This window comes from Flavobacterium sp. DSR2-3-3 (assembly GCF_049896585.1).
Classification (GTDB): Bacteria; Bacteroidota; Bacteroidia; order Flavobacteriales; family Flavobacteriaceae; genus Flavobacterium.
In genome coordinates, this window is record NZ_JAFCUP010000001.1 from 483,573 (window position 1) to 501,877 (window position 18,305).

Sequence of the window (18,305 nt, forward strand, 5' to 3'; positions counted from 1 at the left end):
CCCGCTAACAACTCGTTAAAGTGCAATTTCACAGGACAGAAAGCAAATAAAAGCGAGCTGTTAAATGATTTTTTTGAATTTATACTTCGTACTGTTTATTTAAATAAACAGCATGAAAAACGCTTTATGAAAGTCATTTTTAATTGCATTAAACTATTGAAAATTAAATTATCATAATAAATTACTATAATACCAAAAGTCCTCTGCTAAGAGGACTTTGAATCGATAAAACCTATTTAAAAATAAAGCTTAAATTTTAAGCTCATTTAATAATTGCAACACTTTTTCGTTTTTTTCATTATTTTTCATATCTGAAAGTTGTGTTTGAAAAAGACTAAAATTATTCAAATCATTTTGTAAATTCTCAATTACCAAAATTCTAACAGTTGCCATCTGACTTTTTAAGGACATCGTATATAATTTTGTTAAAGAATCTGCTTCAATATCTTTTACTTGTACTTTATCAGAATGATGCAAAATCAGATTTGAAAACAACAACGAGTTATTGTCATTCTTAATGTTTTTGACAATAGTCTGAATAATTAAACTGTAATTATCAATACTTTTTATGTTTTCAACAATGGCGTTAAGAATCAAATTGGCATTGTTTTCGTCTTTTTCCTTAACATATTTATTGATTTCTTTTTGAGTATTCATCAATAAATTTTCTTCTTTTTTACCTTTTTCTTCCCAAGCATCTTTCAATCCAACGGTTTTATTAAAGACAATTTTGCCTTCCGTTGAATCTTTGTCCACATTGAAATAACCCAATCGTTGAAACTGAAATTTTTCTCCGGCATGAACTGTTGCTAAACTTGGTTCAACAAATCCTTTAACAATTTGTAATGAATCCGTATTCATGAATTCCAAGAAATTTTTCTCTTTATGGCTGTCTGGTGCTTCATCGATAAACAAGCGATCATAGAGCCGTACTTCCGCTTCCAAAGCATGTTGAATCGAAACCCAATGCAAGGTTCCCGATACTTTTCGTTGGCTGGCTTCGCTCCCACTTCCACTTCGACTATCTTCATCATAAGTTACATGAATCTCAGTTATCGTTCCGGCAGCGTCTTTTATAACACTTTCGCCTTTGATGATATAAGCGTTTTTAAGACGTACTTCTCTACCTAAACTCAATCGGAAAAACTTCGCTGGAGCCTCTTCAAGAAAGTCTTCTCTTTCAATAAATAATTCTTTTGAAAAAGGAACTTTTCTAAATCCTGCGCTTTCATCTTCCTGATTGTTTTCGGCTTCCAACCATTCTTCTTTATCTTCCGGATAATTCGTAATCACCAATTTTATTGGATCTAAAACTGCCATAACTCTTGGAGCAGTTTTATTCAAATCTTCACGTAAGCAAAATTCCAAAAGAGAAAAATCAATTATATTTTCCCGTTTAGCAACACCAATTATATCACAAAACTTACGAATAGAATTCGCTGTGTAACCTCTTCTTCTTAATCCTGAAATGGTTGGCATTCTAGGATCATCCCAGCCATTCACTATATTTTCCTGAACTAATTGCAATAGTTTTCGCTTGCTCATTACTGTGTAATTCAAGTTCAAACGTGCAAATTCATATTGATGTGGTCTTACTTTTGAATCATCATAAATTTGGTCCAAAAACCAATTGTATAATTCTCGATGCATGACAAATTCTAACGTACAAATAGAGTGTGAAATTTGCTCTATATAATCACTTTCACCATGTGCATAATCATACATTGGATAAATTTTCCAATCGTTTCCAGTTCTGTGATGATGACGGTGCAAAACACGATACATTAATGGATCACGCATCAACATATTCGTAGAAGTCATATCAATTTTAGCACGTAAAACATGACTTCCTTCCAGAAAATCACCATTTTTCATTCCTTCGAATAAAGTAAGATTTTCTTCAACAGAACGGTTTCTGTGAGGACCATCAACTCCCGGTTGTATTGGCGTTCCTTTTTGAAGCGCCATATCTTCTGACGATTGACTATCTACATACGCTTTTCCATTTTTAATCATCGAAATTGCCCATTCATATAATTGCTGAAAATAATCAGAAGAATACAATTCCTCCGTCCAATTATATCCCAACCATTTCAAATCTTCTTTGATGGCATCTACATATTCCTGCTCTTCTTTTGCAGGATTAGTATCATCAAAACGCAAGTTTACCGGCGCATTATACTTTAGCCCTAAACCAAAATTTAAGCAAATCGATTTAGCATGACCAATGTGCAAATACCCATTGGGCTCAGGAGGAAAACGAAAACGTAATTTATCTTTGGGAAAACCGTTTGATAAACTGTCTTCGATGATTTGTTCTATAAAATGGAGTGATTTTTCTTCAGTTGACATTTTTTTGTTTTATTTTAGCAAAGATAAAAAAAGTTTGAGGTTTAAAGTTTAATGTTTCCATAGAAACCTATGAAAAGTTATCAATTTCGCTTTACACTTTACAATTTTAAACAAAAAAATAAAATAATGGGAATTATAAAACTTAAAAATATCAGAACTTATTCTTACCACGGTTGCTTGATCGAGGAAGGGAAAATTGGATCAGACTATACCGTGAATTTAGAAGTTAAGACCGATTTGAGAAAATCCAGTTTAACGGATGATTTGAAAGATACAGTTGATTACGTGCTCTTAAACCGCATTGTTGTCGAGGAAATGGCGATTCGTTCGGACTTATTAGAACATGTGGCACACCGGATCATAACGCGCATATTTGAAGAAATTCCTGAGATTTCCAGAATCATTGTAGCGGTTTCTAAACTCAATCCTCCTATTGGCGGTGATGTTGAAGCAGTTACTATCGAAATGGAAGAATACAGAAGTTAAATCAAAAATGTTTAAAAAGCATAAAAAAATATTTTTTAAAACTTTTAAACTTTAATCTTTTAAACATTAAACTTTTTAAGTACTTTTGCCATCCGTTTAACAATGGCGTCGTGGCCGAGCGGCTAGGCTGGGCTCTGCAAAAGCTCCTACTCCGGTTCGAATCCGGACGATGCCTCTAAAACCTTCAAAGTAATTTGGAGGTTTTTTTTATGTCCAATTTTTAAGAAAAATTAAGTAAAGTATGGTTCGAATCCAGACGATAGTTAAAAACCTTCAAAGCAATTTGGAGGTTTTTTTGTGTCCAATTTTTAAGAAAAATTAAGTAAAGTTTGGTTCGAATCCGGACGATACCTTTAAAACCTTCAAAGCAATTTGGAGGTTTTTTTGTGTCCAATTTTTAAGAAAAATTAAGTAAAATTTGGTTCGAATCCGGACGATGCCTCTAAAACCTTCAAAGCAATTTGGAGGTTTTTTTGTGTCCAATTTTTAAGAAAAAATTTGAGAATATTATATTATAAACCATTAAAAAATTAAGAAAAATTAAGTGTTAGGTCTCAATGAAACTTAATTTCTTACTGGTTCAAAAATAATTTTAAATTGATAAGGTGGTAACTAAAAACGTACATGACTTATATGTTAAAAATCTTAAACCAGTAAGTCATTTAAGTGGTAAATTTTTCGATTACATTGCCTCAGATTTATAATAGTTTACATGAAAAAGCCTTAATTCTAATTTATTTAGAATCAAGGCTTTTTACTGTTTTATGAAAATTAAAATCTATTAATTATCTATTTTATCGAATGCATCTTTTACCATTGCTTTTTCTTCAGGGAACCACCCCTGGGTGATTAAAACCAATCCGAAAACCATCATTACAATACTAATTCCTTTTTTAATTTTAAGAATATTTACAGGAGTAAGTTTTGTTTTTAATTGTTTCGCCAAAAGTATTTTAATACAATCTACAAACAAATAAGTTCCAATAACTGCAATAAAGAAAGTTATCATTCTAGGTGTTTGCATTTCTAGTTTTGGCCCAACAGAAATAATGATTGCCAACCAAAAACCAAGAACACCAATGTTGATGATGTTTAACAAAAAACCTTTTATAAAAAGGTTTATATAGTTTTTTTTGACAATTTCCTTATCGATAATATCCGTATTAATTTTTTGTTCTTTCTTTAACTGTATGAATGAAATTATACCATAAGCTAACATTAATACACCTCCAAAAATGAAAAGAGCCGGCTGATCTTTTAAACTTTGAATCAACCGATAACTGCCTAAATAAGCAATTCCAATGAAAATAATATCTCCTAAAACAACTCCTAAATCAAATACTAAAGCCGCTCTAAATCCTTTTATAATACTTGTTTCCAGTAAAATAAAAAAAACAGGACCAATCATAAAACTCAAGAAAATTCCCCAGGGAATACCAGCTAATATGTCGTTTATCATTAAAAATTTAAATTTATTGCTCCAAAATCTAAACCAAAGTACTAATTTTTTTCTAAAATCGTACCGCCAATGAAAACTTCCTTATTAATCTGTTTTGGTTTTCCGTAAATAAAAATAGAGCCTCCAGCTCTTACTTTTGCATCAACTAATGTTGACGCATGGATTTCTGATTTTCCTCCTGCAGCAACGCTTATTGTGGTTTGTGAAGTCTCTAAATCCTTTGCGTTTAAAATTCCTCCAGAAGTTATTACAACATCTTGATTTTTCGCTTTCCCAGATAAAGTAACTATTCCACCAGCATTCGCTTTCACAATTACTTTGTCAACATCTATGTCCAAATTTATTTCGCCACCTGATTTTGCATTCAAATCTAAGCTTGTTTGTTTAAAATCTTTTTCACTTGAAACATAACTTCCCTCACTCACCGCGATACTTTCCAGATTTTTAAAATATAATTTGACCATAATATCTTCACCTGATAATAATTGTGGAAAAGGCATTCTGATTTTTAATTCTCCGTTTTTATTTACCGTTTCCACTTCGTCAGCTCGTGCTCCTGTTACGACAATTTTGTTCTCTGATGATTCAATTAATTTGACATTGATTTTATCAAAAACTTTAACTTCATCAAAATCTCCTAAGTTTCTGGTTGCTTGAGCATTTGTTAGTTGACTCAAAAATACAACAGCAAGTATCATTAATTTTTTCATTTTTTTTATTTTAACGGTTCTCCAATTCTTCTTAAAAAATTAAAATCCAGTTGTTTTTTAACTAAATCGGCATTTTTTACTTTAACGTAAATTTCGTCACCTAATTGTAATAATTTACCAGAAGTTGCTCCGGTTAGTGCATATTGTTTTTCATCAAAGGTGTAATAATCGTCTTTTATATCTCTAATTCTACACATTCCTTCACACTTATTTTCTATAATTTCAACATAAATTCCCCATTCTGTCACACCTGAAATTACTCCTAAAAATTCCTGATCCTGATGATCTTGCATGTATTTTACCTGCATGTATTTAATAGAATCACGTTCGGCATTGGTTGCCAAACCTTCCATTGTCGAGGAATGAACACATTTTGTTTCATACGTTTCTTCATCTACAGATTTTCCTCCGTCCAGATAATGTTGCAACAATCGATGTACCATAACATCCGGATAACGACGAATAGGTGAGGTAAAATGCGAATAATAATCAAAAGCCAAACCGTAGTGTCCTATGTTATCCGTAGAATATTTGGCTTTACTCATACTTCTAATCGCAAGCGTATCAATTAAATTTTGTTCTTTTTTACCATTCACTTCTTCCATCAACGCATTCAATGATTTTGAAATATCGCCTTTGTTACGAAAATCAATTTTGTAACCAAACTTAGCAATCACCGTTTGCATCGCAATTAATTTATCTTCATTTGGTTCATCGTGAATTCTGTAAATAAAAGTTTTCTTTTGTTTTCCAATGTATTCCGCTACTTTTTTATTGGCCAAAAGCATGAATTCTTCAATAAGATGATTGGCATCTTTGGAAACTTTAAAATAAACACCTTGAGGTTCTCCGGCTTCATCTAAGTTGAATTTGACTTCTACTTTATCAAAAGATATAGCTCCTTCAGCCATTCTTCTTTTTCTAAAAATTTTAGCTAATTCATCCATTTTTAGCGTCGCAGCAACAATTGCTGAAGAAACTTGATACGAACTTCCTGTAATCGAAATTTCTTCAGGAATTACATCGTCTTTAGTTTCTATGATGTATTGCGCTTCCTCGTAAGCAAAACGTTGATCGGAATAAATTACCGTTCGACCAAACCATTGGTTGACAACTTGTGAGGTTTCCGTTATTTCAAAAATAGCGGAAAATGTGTATTTTTCTTCATTTGGACGTAAAGAACAAGCAAAATTTGATAATACTTCCGGTAACATTGGCACTACCCGATCCACTAAATAAACGGATGTTGCTCTTTGATACGCTTCATCGTCCAGGATTGTTCCTTCCTGAAGATAATATGAAACATCGGCAATGTGAATACCAATTTCATAATTACCATTTTCTAATTTTTTGAATGAAAGTGCATCATCAAAATCCTTCGCATCTTTTGGATCAATCGTAAAAGTCAACGTATCTCGCATGTCACGACGTTTGGCAATTTCATCTTCTTCAATCGAAGTATCAATTTTTTGTGCAAACGTTTCTACTTCAATAGGAAACTCAGATGGTAATCCATATTCAGCAAGAATAGCGTGGATTTCCGTATCGTGCTCTCCAGGTTTCCCTAAAACTTTTATTACCGAACCAAAAGGACTATCAGCTCTGGCTGGCCAATCTTCGATGTGAACCAAAACTACATCGCCTTGCTCCGCATCACCTATTTTATCTTTTGGAATAAAAATATCGGTATACATTTTTGGATTTGCAGTAGAAACAAAAGCAAAATTTGCTTGAATGTCAATAACACCAACAAAGTCGGTTTTGTTTCTTTCAAGTACTTCAATTACTTCACCTTCAGGTCTTTTCCCTTTTCTGCGATTGTAAACATACACTTTAACGATATCTTTGTCCAAAGCGTGGTTTAAGTTATTGGTTGGGATAAAGACATCTTCTTCCATTTCAGGACAAACAAAATAAGCTGTTTTACGTCCGGTCATGTCAATCTTACCTTCGTAATACTCTTTACTCTCAGCTTTCACTAAGTATTTACCCGGTTCTGATTCTATAATTTTATTTTGCGAAGCCAGAATCTTCAAATCTTTTATAATTTGATTTCTGCTTTCAGTATCGTCAAGCTCCAGCTTTGCACCTATTTGTTTATAATTGAATGCTTTATTAGCACTTTGCGATAATATTTTTATAATTTTTTCAGAGAAATCTTTCTCTTTTTTTATCGGCTTTCTTAATCTTTTACTCATAAATCTGTTCTTAAAAGTCTAAAATTACAAAATACTAAACTGTTATCGGTAAAGAGTTCACAGTTTTAAAGAAAATATAACTTTACAGAATAGTTGTACCTTTATAAAAAGTATCAAAAATGGAAGAATTTCAAACCATTGCAATTTTTAATTATTCGCATGAAATTGTAGTTATAAAGCATTTGCTGGAGCAGGAAGATATTCACTATTTTTTTGAAAATGAAACATTGGTTTCCATTGATCCTTTTGGAAGTTTCGCATACGGTGGAATCAAACTCAAAATTCATTTTAATGATTTTGAAAAAGTTCAGGAATTATTAGACAATCTCAACAACAATTTGAAAATTGTTTAGATCTAAAATCAACTTTTAAGTTTTAATTTTTTGAAAGTTGTCAACATATATTAATATAATAAAAAAGAAAAATTAAATTTAAATTATTTTTTGGTTGTTATTATAGCATGTTAATAGTAGCAATAAATATATTTTAAAAAGCTTTGAAACCAAGTTTAAAGATTTTATTTAGAGTTATTAACATACTTACTTTGTGATAAAGTATTAGTTTTAAAGTCTTTTTATATTTTAATTAACAATCGTTGATAACACAAAAACTATTGCTTTTGTAAATAACTCACATTACGGTTTTTTGTTGATAACCCACTTTTTAATATTGATAACTATTCTAAAAATTACCTGAACTAAATTAGGATTTGAAAACTAGGTTTTGGATTACATATTTTTTTGATACAATTAAAAAATAGTTCTTATTTTCTATCCAAAGTTATGAACAGTTTGTGTTAATTTAAAGTTAACTGAATATCAAGCAATTGCGTTTTGCTATTAACAATGCAAATTTTTAACATTTTAAATATATAACTTTCATTGATTTACAGCTATTTATACATTTAAAAGAATTGTTGATAACCTTTAATTTAATAGAAATCTGATAGTTACAGAACGTTTTGTTGAATTCATATTTAAAGGTACATTTCAATTAAAATAATCTGGTAAAGAAGCAAGATTTAAATTCATCAGAATAGATTACTTTTTTTAAATTTGCAATACACAACTTAATACATAAATCATGAAAATCTCTATAGGAAATGATCACGCAGGCCCGGATTACAAAAAAGCAATTGTCGAAATGCTTGAAGCAAAAGGACATCAAGTAATTAATTATGGAACAGATTCCGCAGAAAGTGTGGATTATCCAGATTTTGGTCGCCCGGTTGCAACGGATGTTTCTGAAGGAAAAGCTGATTTTGGAATTGTTATTTGCGGAAGTGGAAACGGAATTTCTATGACAGTCAATAAACAGTCTAAAGTTCGCGCTGCTTTATGCTGGATAAAAGAAATTGCAGTTTTGGCGCGTCAACATAATGATGCGAATATTATTAGTATTCCAGCTCGTTTTACTTCAATTCCACAAGCAGTAGAAATGGTAGAAGCGTTCTTAAATACCGAATTTGAAGGTGGAAGACATCAAAAAAGAGTGAATAAAATTTCTTGTTAGAATTTAATTATTCCAAAATTATACAGTCCAAAAAGGATTAAAATTTGAATTAATATAATTCCGTAAAACCTCAAAAGGAAGCTTTCTTTTGAGGTTTTATGTCTAAATAGAAGCATAGCTAATCCAGAACCAATTGTTCCGCCAAAAACACTTGTAAACAATAAATAGCGTTCAGAAATGCGCCATTTTTGCTGTATGGCCAGCCGTTTGTCAACTGCTATTATTGAAAAGGCAAATAAGTTTATAAGCGAAAAGTACCAGAATAAAAAAGACATAAATAAGGAATTTTGACTCAAAGATACTATTTTAGCAACATGATTTTATAATCTTAAATTTATAATGACCAATATACAATTCATATCAAAAGTCGTTGCCACTGCAGCAATAAACATTCAAAAAACAGTACAATTATTACAAGAAGATTGTACTATTCCTTTTATTTCTCGCTATCGAAAAGATACAACAGGAAATCTGGATGAGGTACAAATAGAACAAATTGCAAAGCTTCAAAAAGAATACGAAGTGATTGTAAAACGTAAAGAAGCGATTTTAAAATCGATTGAGGAACAAAATGCGCTCAGTCCAGAATTAGAAAAAAAAATCCAACAAAGTTTTGATTTACAGGAATTGGAAGATTTTTATCTGCCATTCAAAAAGAAGAAAAAAACTAAAGCGGATGTTGCCCGTGAAAATGGATTGGAACCGCTGGCCAAAATCATTATGGCGCAAAATAATGACGATGTCAATTTTATATCCACAAAGTATTTGAATGAAAAGGTCATCAATGAAGTAGCGGCATTACAAGGAGCAAGAGATATTATTGCCGAATGGATTAATGAAAATGTTTTTGTTCGCAAACAACTCCGACGATTGTATGAACGCAAGGCTACCATCACCACCAAAGTTGTAAAAACAAAGAAAGACGACGAAGCAGCACAAAAATTCAATCAGTATTTCGACTGGTCAGAACCGCTGACAAAAGCACCTTCACACCGACTATTGGCGATGCTTCGTGCCGAAAATGAAGGATTTATCAAGTTTAAAGTTGAAGTGGATATTGATGAAGCGTATGATATTATTGACACGTTAGTTATAAAAGGTCAAAATAAAACTACGCAGCACGTTCAATTGGCTATCGAAGACAGTTACAAACGATTGCTGAATCCGGCGATTTCAAATGAAGCTTTGCAAGAAGCCAAAGCGAAGGCTGACGCCAATTCTATTCAGGTTTTTGCGAACAATTTGGGGCAATTATTACTAGCACCGCCTTTGGGAGAAAAACGAATTCTGGCAATTGATCCTGGTTTTAGAAGCGGTTGTAAAATTGTTTGTTTGGACGAAAAAGGAGATTTGTTATACAATGAAACCATTTATCCGCATGCGCCTCAAAAAGAGGAAGCGATGGCGATGAAGAAAATTCGTTCGATGGTAAATTCGTACAAAATTGATGCCATTTCTATAGGAAACGGCACCGCTTCACGTGAAACCGAATTCTTCATCAAGAAAATAGCTTTCGATAAACCGGTCCAAGTTTTTATTGTTTCAGAAGCGGGAGCATCGGTTTATTCTGCCTCAAAAATTGCCAGAGATGAATTTCCGAATTATGATGTTACAGTTCGAGGTTCAGTTTCTATCGGGCGAAGATTAAGTGATCCATTGGCTGAGTTGGTAAAAATTGACCCGAAAGCCATTGGCGTAGGCCAATACCAACATGATGTTGACCAAAATAAGTTGAAAGAAGAACTGGATAATACGGTGATTCGTTGCGTGAATTCGGTTGGGATAAACATCAACACTGCGAGCAAGCATTTATTGAGTTACGTGAGTGGAATAGGAGAGAAGCTGGCCGAAAATATTGTTCAATATCGTTCTGAAAATGGTCCTTTTACAGATCGAAAACAACTTAAAAAAGTGCCGCGTTTGGGTGAAAAAGCGTACCAGCAAGGCGTTGCTTTTATCCGAATTTCGAATGCAAAAAATCCGTTGGATAATTCGGCTGTTCATCCCGAAGCGTATGTTATTGTGGAAAAAATGGCAAAAGATTTGAAATTGACGGTGCATGATTTGATTGCAAATAAAGAGAAAACTGTTTTAATAAAACCAGAAAATTACATTACACCAGAAATAGGTTTATTGGGATTGAAAGACATTATCAAAGAACTCGAAAAACCGGGATTAGATCCCAGAAAATCAGCCAAAGTTTTTGAATTTGACCCCAATGTAAAAACGATAAAAGATATAAAAACAGGAATGGTTTTACCAGGAATTGTGAATAACATTACTAATTTTGGTTGTTTTGTAGATATTGGAGTCAAAGAAAGTGGCCTGGTTCACATTTCCCAACTCAAAGCGGGTTTTGTCAGCGATGTGAATGAAGTGGTTAAATTACACCAACATGTGCAGGTCAAAGTCACCGAAGTAGATGAAGGCAGAAAGAGAATTCAGTTGACAATGGTTATTTAATAATGAATCAAAAAAATTGATTAAATTTGAATATTAAACAAATCAATTATGGAAAATTGGCAAAAATACATCAGCATTAACCCAGAAATTGGAAGTGGAAAACCTTGTATTTCTGGCACCAGAATCACAGTTTCGGATGTGTTATCTTATTTAGCAGCAGGAATGTCAATGGATGAAATTATTGCAGATTTTCCAGCCTTAGATAAACAAAAAATAATTGCAACACTTTCATTTGCAGCTTATCGTGACAATATGACTAAAATAGCATTTGCATCGTGAAGCTGTTATTAGATGAAAATTTATCTTGGCGAATGATAAAACAGCTCAGGCCAATTTTCGCAGAAGTTATTCACGCATCAGAATTATAAATTAAACAACATGCAGATGATATTTCAATTTGGGATTATGCTAAGAAATATGGATTTACAATCATCAGTAAAGACGATGATTTTGAAAAAATTGTACTTCTAAGAAAAGCACCACCAAAGTTAATTTATTTGAAAACCTATAATTTAGACACCAAAAAATCAGTTGATTTAATCCAAAAAAATAAAGATAAAATAATCGAATTTATTGATTTAGAAGAAAATGATATTTTCGAAATTTACTCCAATTAGTTTAAAAATTAAATGCATCGAACAATGATCATTTAAACCATAAAAAAAAGCTTTTCATATTATGAAAAGCTTTTTTTTTATTTTATTTCTTCTTCTTTCTTATCAGCTGGCTGACCATCTTTGGCTGCGTTTTTAAACTCTTTGATTCCGCTTCCTAAACCTTTCATAAGTTCCGGTATTTTTCTACCACCAAAAAGTAATAAAACAATCGCTAATATAACGAGGATTTCTGTAACACCTAATCTTCCCATGATTGAATAATTTATTGCCGAAGCAAATTTGTAATAAATCTATAAGCAAAGGTATATAGAAATAGTTTACGGAGATTAATTTTACCGCATTTATTTGGTTTCAAAAGCGTTAAAAATTTGCTAAAAATTAATTTAGGTTTTCAATACGGGATAAATACAAGTAAACACAAGCAAGGACAATAATTGTTATATTTGTTCATTAATCAAATTATATGTCCAAAAAAAGACAAAAGCGACGCAAAATCAAGGAAAATTTATTTAACAAAAGACGTTTAATCATATTAAATGAAGATACTTTTGAAGAGACATTTTCATTGAAACTTACCTTAATGAATGTTTTTGTGGTAGCGACTTTGGGAGCAATAATTATCACATTTGTCACTACTTTAATTATTGCTTTTACTCCTTTACGGGAATTAATACCAGGATATTCCTCGTCAAAATTAAAGCGAGATGCAACGGAATTAGCCTTAAAATCAGATTCGTTGTCCAAGGCTTTAAAAAGAAATGAAGCCTACATCAAATCCATCCAGAAAGTATTGACTGGAGAGCTGGAATATGCTAAATTCAATAAAGATTCCATACTCGAAGCAGCAGCTGAAATTACTAAACCTGTTGATTTATCACCATCAAAACAAGAACGGGAGCTGCGGGAACAAGTAGCGAAAGAAGATAAAAATTCTCTTCCAAGCTCCTCGAAAACCAGGAGCGAAAACCCAAAATAAAAAGTATCTTTCACTTTTAAAGAACAAAATAAAAATGTCAGTAAAATCATTTGCAGCAAAATTATTTGCAAAAAAAATATACAAGGAAACACAGCTTTGGTCCAACAATCCAATTGCAACTCAAAGAAAAGTGCTATTGCAATTAATCCAAGATGCCAAACAAACACAATTTGGGATTGACCATCATTTTCACCAAATAACGAACGAGAACGATTTTGCTAAACAAGTTCCGGTTCGGGATTATGAGACTCTGAAACCGTATGTGGATAAGGTTGTAAAAGGCGAGAAAAATATCCTTTGGAAAGGAAAACCACTTTATTTTGCCAAGACTTCCGGAACGACTTCCGGGGCCAAATATATTCCGTTAACTAAGGAATCCATGCCGTATCATATTGAGGCGGCCCGAAATGCAATTTTGCATTACATTCACGAAACTGGAAATGCTGATTTTGTTGACGGTAAAATGATTTTCCTGCAAGGGAGTCCAATATTAGAAGAAAAAAACGGAATTAAATTAGGAAGATTGTCTGGAATTGTGGCACATTTTGTTCCAAAATACCTTCAAAAAAACAGAATGCCATCTTGGGAAACCAATTGTATCGAAGATTGGGAAACCAAAGTAAATGCGATTGTCGAGGAAACAATCAACGAGAACATGGCTGTGATTTCCGGAATTCCTTCCTGGGTTCAAATGTATTTTGAGAAATTACATCAAAAAGGGGGGAAGCCAGTGGGGGAAATCTTCAAAAATTTCAATTTGTTTATTTACGGTGGCGTCAATTATGAACCGTATCGCGCTAAATTTGAAAATCTTATTGGAAGAAAAGTAGACAGTATAGAATTGTTTCCGGCTTCGGAAGGATTTTTCGCGTATCAGGATTCGCAAAAGGATAAAGGAATGTTACTGCTTTTGAACTCCGGAATTTTTTATGAATTTATTAAATCGGATGAATTTTACACTGAAAATCCAAAACGATATACGATTGGTGAAGTAGAATTGGGAGTGAATTATGTTTTGATAATTTCAACCAATGCGGGACTTTGGGGATATAATATCGGAGATACCGTACAGTTTACCAGCTTAAAACCGTACCGAATAATTGTCTCGGGAAGAATCAAACATTATATTTCTGCTTTTGGCGAACACGTGATTGGGAAAGAAGTGGAGAGTGCGCTGCAGGAAGCAATTATTGGAACTAATATTCGAATCAATGAATTTACGGTCGCACCACAAATCACTCCATCAGTAGGGTTACCGTATCATGAATGGTTTATTGAATTTGAAAACGAACCGGAAGACAGCGTATCTTTTGCGGAAGCGCTGGACAATGCGATGCGAAAACAGAACATGTATTATGATGATTTGATTGTTGGCAAAGTGTTGCGAAAAGTGGTGGTTACCAAAGTGGTTAAAAATGGCTTTCAGGACTATATGAAATCCATTGGCAAACTGGGCGGACAAAATAAAATCCCGAGACTTTCCAATGACAGAAATATTGTGGATTTGTTAAAAAGAGAATAAATGTCTTACCTTTGAAGGTTAGAAAATAAGCAGAAAATGAAAGAAACAAAAAATATATCACGCTCCAGAGCACAAGAATCATCGGCAGCTATTGAAAAAATGTACATCACGATGCGTCATCTTTTCAATAGGGGATTTTACAAACCGATGGGAATTTCAGGTGATACGTTGCGCGAAGCATTATTAGCATTACGACCAGAAATTTATGGAAATATTGCCGAAGAAAAAGTAGAATTGAACGGACTTTTATATGTCATTGAACGTCTTCCAGTAGGAATAGAAGAATGCAGATTTATCAATTTAACTTCGGATGAAGGGTATTCTAAATCGCATTTTCAAGCGATTGTACCGCCAAAAAGACGTCGTAATTGTTACCGAATCGATGAGGAACAAATGAACGTGGAGATCACGCGCGGACGCTCGGATATTTATGATATTCTGACGCATTTGACTTTTATTTTTATCGAATCACACAAAATTAGAAATAGAGTTTTATTAGATGATGCCGGTGAGGTTTCCAGAGACTGGTTCAAATTAGAACAAGCGGTTTCCCAAAAGAAGAAACTGACTCTTGTTGAAAAAGAAAAAGCTATTTCTCATGCCGCTAATATTCTTGGAAGAACATTTGAGGAAGTACTGGATATTTATGATGCTTTTGGTTCAGCTGCTGCGCCAGATCGCTTTTTGCATGTCATATTTTGGTTGGGGAAACTCGCCATTGAAGAAATTGTAGATGATAATAAAAGAACGATTACTTTCAGTCCTATTTTAAGAGAGCGATTGGGACATCACATTCACGGGGAAATTTGGGCCACTAACATCAAGGAGGTTTTGAAAGAAAACCAACTTTTAGACCGTCCAATTCACGTAATTAGTGCGAACATGCACAGTGTGATGAACTCTATTTTTGCAACGAAAGTTTTAAAAACCAAGTTTAAGGACAAATCTGATTTCTTTATTTATGAGGAATTGAGTAAGTCCGGCGCGAATGCTGTTCGGAACCAAGTGGAAGAAGTAGCCTTGAAATTTGGAATGATTTCGTTGCCGGACACATCGGGAACCAATATAGATGTTCAGATTTTTGATACCGCCAAAATTGATTGGGCAAAAACATCTTTTCCAAAGGCGAATACAGGAGATAAAAAACCAGTGTTGATTGTTATGGATTATGCATTTGGAGAACAGGCTTATGAAACCATTGACGAATTGTTGAAACCATTCAAAAAAGACACCTTATTGAATGTGGAATCAGTTTCTATCATGGGGAAAGCTGGAATTCTGGAAGGTGGAAAAGGAGATATTATGATTCCTAATGCGCACATCAATGAAGGAACGGCGGATAATTATTTTTTCAAAAATGAATTGACTGCTGACATGTTTGAAGGAAATGATATTGCTGTTTTTGCGGGTCCAATGGTTACTGTTTTAGGAACTTCTTTGCAAAACAGAGATTTATTGAAGTTTTTCCATGAATCGACCTGGGGAATTATCGGACTTGAAATGGAAGGTTCATATTACCAAAAAGCGATACAATCTGCTTCAAAAATTAGAAAAAGTGTCCCTCATAATGTTAAAGTTAGGTATGCTTATTACGCCTCTGATAATCCACTGGAAACAGGAAGCACATTAGCTTCAGGCGGATTGGGAACTACGGGTGTAAAACCAACGTATTTGATTACGATTAAGATATTGGAACAAATTTTCAACGTAAAATAAAAAATATAAATGAGTGCAAACGTGCCCAATAATCAAGACGATCAGGAAATTGATTTGATGAAAATTTCTAAAAAAATTGGCAATATATTTCAGGATTTCAATACATTCTTGTTCAGATGCATTCGGTTTTTTGTAAAAAATGCAGTAGTGATTTTGATTTTATTCGTACTTGGTTTTGGAGTAGGAATGTTTTTAGATTCAACTAAGAAGACTTACAATCATGAAATTATTGTAACTCCAAATTTTGGAAGCACGGATTATTTGTATTCAAAAATTGATTTGTTAACGGCTAAAATTAAGGAAAGCGACACCGTTTTTTTAAAATCAATAGGTATTCAGGAACCAACTAAAATAACAAAAATTACAATTGAACCAATCGTTGATGTTTATGGTTTCATCAACAACAGCGAACAGAATTTTGAGTTACTAAAATTGATGTCAGAAGATGGGGATTTAAAATCGATTGTAAAAGAAACGACTACGAGTAAGAATTATGCTTTTCATACCATTACTTTATTAACAAAGGGTATAACCGAAAGTAAAAAAGGAATACAACCCCTGTTAAACTATCTCAATACCAGCGATTATTACAATAGAGTTCAGAAAGTTTCAGTGGAAAACATTCAACAAAAAATAAAAACAAACGAAGGAATTGTTTCTCAAATAGATGGAATTTTGAATGAGTTTTCGAATTCCGCTTCTGGAAACCATCAAAAGAGTGATAAATTGGTATATTATAATGAAAACACACAATTAAATGACGTTATCAAAACTAAAGAATCATTAATTAAAGAGATAGGAAATCTAAAAGTGGCTCTATTATCTTCAGATAAAATCATCAAAGACAATACCACAACTATGAATAAAGAAAATACAAGCTCAATCAATGGTAAATTGAAAGTAATTTTGCCACTTGTATTTATTCTTATTTTTATTTTATTACGTTTTTTTATTGCTTTTTACAAAAAACAATCATTAAAAGTACAACAAATAAATGCTTAACTTTTAGAGAAAAATTTAATTCTTTAATCAGGATTTTCAATTTTTTACTATTTACAAGAATGCTACAAAATGCATTTTATTGTAATAAAAATTGAAAGGATTTGCGTCATGATTACTAGAAAGTTTTCGAAATGCATGTTTTATTATTATTTAAATTAAATCATGAATCTCAGTCCGACTCAAATCAATAGCTGTTACAGTTTAGAAACGGAAATTATTAAAGATAAAAGAGGCTATTTTATGGAAAGTTTCAAAGCGAATACGTTAAAAAAAGGAGTGCATCAGGATGTTCATTTTGTGCAGAACAATCAAGCTTCTTCAACAATAGGAATGCTTCGCGGATTGCATTGTCAAAAGGAAATTCATGCACAGGCGAACGAATTAAATTGCGATACACATTTTGTATTACCGACTTTAGAAAACGAAAAAAAAATATGGTAGTTCTTGTAACAGGTGCGAATGGACAATTGGGGCAATCATTGCAATTTATCGCTGCGGGTTATCCTCAAATAGACTTTGTTTTTTGTGATTCTAAAACCTTAGATATTACTCAAAAGGAATCGATTGAGCTAGTTTTCACAAAATTAAAACCTGATTTTTGTATAAATACGGCTGCTTACACAGCAGTTGATAAAGCAGAAAGTGAGCCTGAAAAAGCATTCGAAATTAATGTCGTTGGGGCACAAAATTTGGCAGAAGTTTGTCGTGATTATAAAACAAAATTAATTCATGTTTCTACTGATTTTGTTTTTGATGGTACCAAAAACATACCTTACACAGAGGATGATACTACCAGTCCTAAAAGTATATACGGCCAAACTAAATTAGATGGTGAAAAAGTTATTCAGAAAACGATAAAAGAATGTTTTATCATAAGAACTTCTTGGGTTTTCTCTTCATTTGGGAATAATTTTATGAAAACCATGTTGCGGTTGGGAGCTGAAAGAGACAGTTTATCCGTTGTTGATGACCAGATAGGAACACCAACAAATGCCGTTGATTTAGCGCAAGCTTTGGTACAAATTATTTTACAAACTTCTGAAAATCCAGAAATCAATAGGTACGGAATTTACAATTTCAGTAATGAAGGACATTGCAGCTGGTATGATTTTGCTCGAAAAATACTCGAAATAAATAATATAAACATCCATGTAAAACCAATTCCGTCTTCAAGTTACCCAACTCCAGCTGAAAGGCCTAAATATAGTGTTTTAGATAAAAGTAAAATTAAAAGCGCTTTTGATATAAAAATTAGAACATGGGACGAAACAATTTAGTCTAGGTAAATACAA

Annotated in this window: 18 protein-coding genes and 1 tRNA gene; 13 read left to right on the forward strand and 6 right to left on the reverse strand. The window is 32.8% G+C overall.

Going from position 1 to position 18,305, the window contains the following annotated elements; translation table 11 throughout:
* Positions 1-249 precede the first annotated feature (249 nt).
* Positions 250-2,352: a glutamine--tRNA ligase/YqeY domain fusion protein gene (locus ACP7AQ_RS02125; RefSeq protein WP_426094202.1), complete on the reverse strand. Its 2,103-nt coding sequence runs from the start codon at positions 2,350-2,352 to the stop codon at positions 250-252.
* 126 nt (positions 2,353-2,478) lie between these two features.
* On the opposite strand from ACP7AQ_RS02125, the gene folB reads away from it, so the two are divergent.
* Entirely contained in the window at positions 2,479-2,838 is a 360-nt protein-coding gene (gene folB / locus ACP7AQ_RS02130; protein WP_426062491.1) for a dihydroneopterin aldolase, read from the forward strand.
* 104 nt (positions 2,839-2,942) lie between these two features.
* Positions 2,943-3,013, forward strand: a tRNA-Cys gene (locus tag ACP7AQ_RS02135).
* A 606-nt stretch (positions 3,014-3,619) separates the two neighbouring features.
* Here the strand turns inward: ACP7AQ_RS02135 and ACP7AQ_RS02140 are convergent.
* The 3 genes from ACP7AQ_RS02140 to rnr are packed head-to-tail and all read right to left on the reverse strand — an operon-like array spanning position 3,620 to position 7,205.
* Complete coding sequence (locus ACP7AQ_RS02140; protein ID WP_426094203.1) at positions 3,620-4,297, reverse strand: LysE family translocator; 678 nt, start codon at positions 4,295-4,297, stop codon at positions 3,620-3,622.
* A gap of 41 nt (positions 4,298-4,338) precedes the next feature.
* Positions 4,339-5,007, reverse strand: coding sequence for a head GIN domain-containing protein (locus ACP7AQ_RS02145; RefSeq protein WP_426090557.1), 669 nt, complete (start codon positions 5,005-5,007; stop codon positions 4,339-4,341).
* Between the two features lie 5 nt (positions 5,008-5,012).
* Positions 5,013-7,205, reverse strand: coding sequence for a ribonuclease R (rnr, locus tag ACP7AQ_RS02150; RefSeq protein WP_426090558.1), 2,193 nt, complete (start codon positions 7,203-7,205; stop codon positions 5,013-5,015).
* Between the two features lie 119 nt (positions 7,206-7,324).
* On the opposite strand from rnr, the gene ACP7AQ_RS02155 reads away from it, so the two are divergent.
* Complete coding sequence (locus tag ACP7AQ_RS02155; protein WP_091203326.1) at positions 7,325-7,558, forward strand: hypothetical protein; 234 nt, start codon at positions 7,325-7,327, stop codon at positions 7,556-7,558.
* A gap of 730 nt (positions 7,559-8,288) precedes the next feature.
* Entirely contained in the window at positions 8,289-8,717 is a 429-nt protein-coding gene (gene rpiB, locus ACP7AQ_RS02160) for a ribose 5-phosphate isomerase B (protein WP_426094204.1), read from the forward strand.
* Here the strand turns inward: rpiB and ACP7AQ_RS02165 are convergent.
* On the reverse strand, positions 8,714-8,992 hold the full coding sequence (locus tag ACP7AQ_RS02165) for a DUF1294 domain-containing protein (RefSeq protein ID WP_426094205.1): 279 nt from the start codon (positions 8,990-8,992) through the stop codon (positions 8,714-8,716). The two genes, rpiB and ACP7AQ_RS02165, sit on opposite strands and share 4 nt — an antisense overlap.
* Before the next feature lie 64 nt (positions 8,993-9,056).
* On the opposite strand from ACP7AQ_RS02165, the gene ACP7AQ_RS02170 reads away from it, so the two are divergent.
* From ACP7AQ_RS02170 to ACP7AQ_RS02180, 3 genes are all read left to right on the forward strand, one after another.
* A complete protein-coding gene (locus ACP7AQ_RS02170; protein ID WP_426094206.1) occupies positions 9,057-11,180 on the forward strand; it encodes a Tex family protein in 2,124 nt (707 codons plus the stop codon).
* A gap of 48 nt (positions 11,181-11,228) precedes the next feature.
* Positions 11,229-11,459: a DUF433 domain-containing protein gene (locus ACP7AQ_RS02175; RefSeq protein ID WP_426094207.1), complete on the forward strand. Its 231-nt coding sequence runs from the start codon at positions 11,229-11,231 to the stop codon at positions 11,457-11,459.
* A gap of 89 nt (positions 11,460-11,548) precedes the next feature.
* A complete protein-coding gene (locus tag ACP7AQ_RS02180) occupies positions 11,549-11,797 on the forward strand; it encodes a DUF5615 family PIN-like protein (protein ID WP_426094299.1) in 249 nt (82 codons plus the stop codon).
* 77 nt (positions 11,798-11,874) lie between these two features.
* Here the strand turns inward: ACP7AQ_RS02180 and tatA are convergent, their stop codons facing one another.
* Entirely contained in the window at positions 11,875-12,048 is a 174-nt protein-coding gene (gene tatA, locus ACP7AQ_RS02185) for a twin-arginine translocase TatA/TatE family subunit (protein ID WP_426094208.1), read from the reverse strand.
* Positions 12,049-12,260: 212 nt separating this feature from the next.
* Between tatA and ACP7AQ_RS02190 the strand changes: the two genes are divergently transcribed.
* The 6 genes from ACP7AQ_RS02190 (at position 12,261) to rfbD (ending at position 18,290) form a co-directional block, all read left to right on the forward strand.
* Positions 12,261-12,773 (forward strand): peptidase, encoded by a 513-nt coding sequence (locus tag ACP7AQ_RS02190; RefSeq protein ID WP_426094209.1) that lies wholly within the window; start codon positions 12,261-12,263, stop codon positions 12,771-12,773.
* 34 nt (positions 12,774-12,807) lie between these two features.
* A complete protein-coding gene (locus tag ACP7AQ_RS02195) occupies positions 12,808-14,295 on the forward strand; it encodes a GH3 family domain-containing protein (RefSeq protein WP_426094210.1) in 1,488 nt (495 codons plus the stop codon).
* Positions 14,296-14,331: 36 nt separating this feature from the next.
* Entirely contained in the window at positions 14,332-16,011 is a 1,680-nt protein-coding gene (locus tag ACP7AQ_RS02200; RefSeq protein ID WP_426094211.1) for a DUF6909 family protein, read from the forward strand.
* Positions 16,012-16,020: 9 nt separating this feature from the next.
* Positions 16,021-17,013: a hypothetical protein gene (locus ACP7AQ_RS02205; RefSeq protein WP_426094212.1), complete on the forward strand. Its 993-nt coding sequence runs from the start codon at positions 16,021-16,023 to the stop codon at positions 17,011-17,013.
* A gap of 162 nt (positions 17,014-17,175) precedes the next feature.
* Positions 17,176-17,454 (forward strand): dTDP-4-dehydrorhamnose 3,5-epimerase family protein, encoded by a 279-nt coding sequence (locus ACP7AQ_RS02210; protein WP_426062478.1) that lies wholly within the window; start codon positions 17,176-17,178, stop codon positions 17,452-17,454.
* Positions 17,448-18,290, forward strand: coding sequence for a dTDP-4-dehydrorhamnose reductase (rfbD, locus tag ACP7AQ_RS02215; RefSeq protein ID WP_426062477.1), 843 nt, complete (start codon positions 17,448-17,450; stop codon positions 18,288-18,290). The genes ACP7AQ_RS02210 and rfbD overlap by 7 nt, the downstream gene beginning before the upstream one ends.
* Positions 18,291-18,305: the final 15 nt, after the last annotated feature.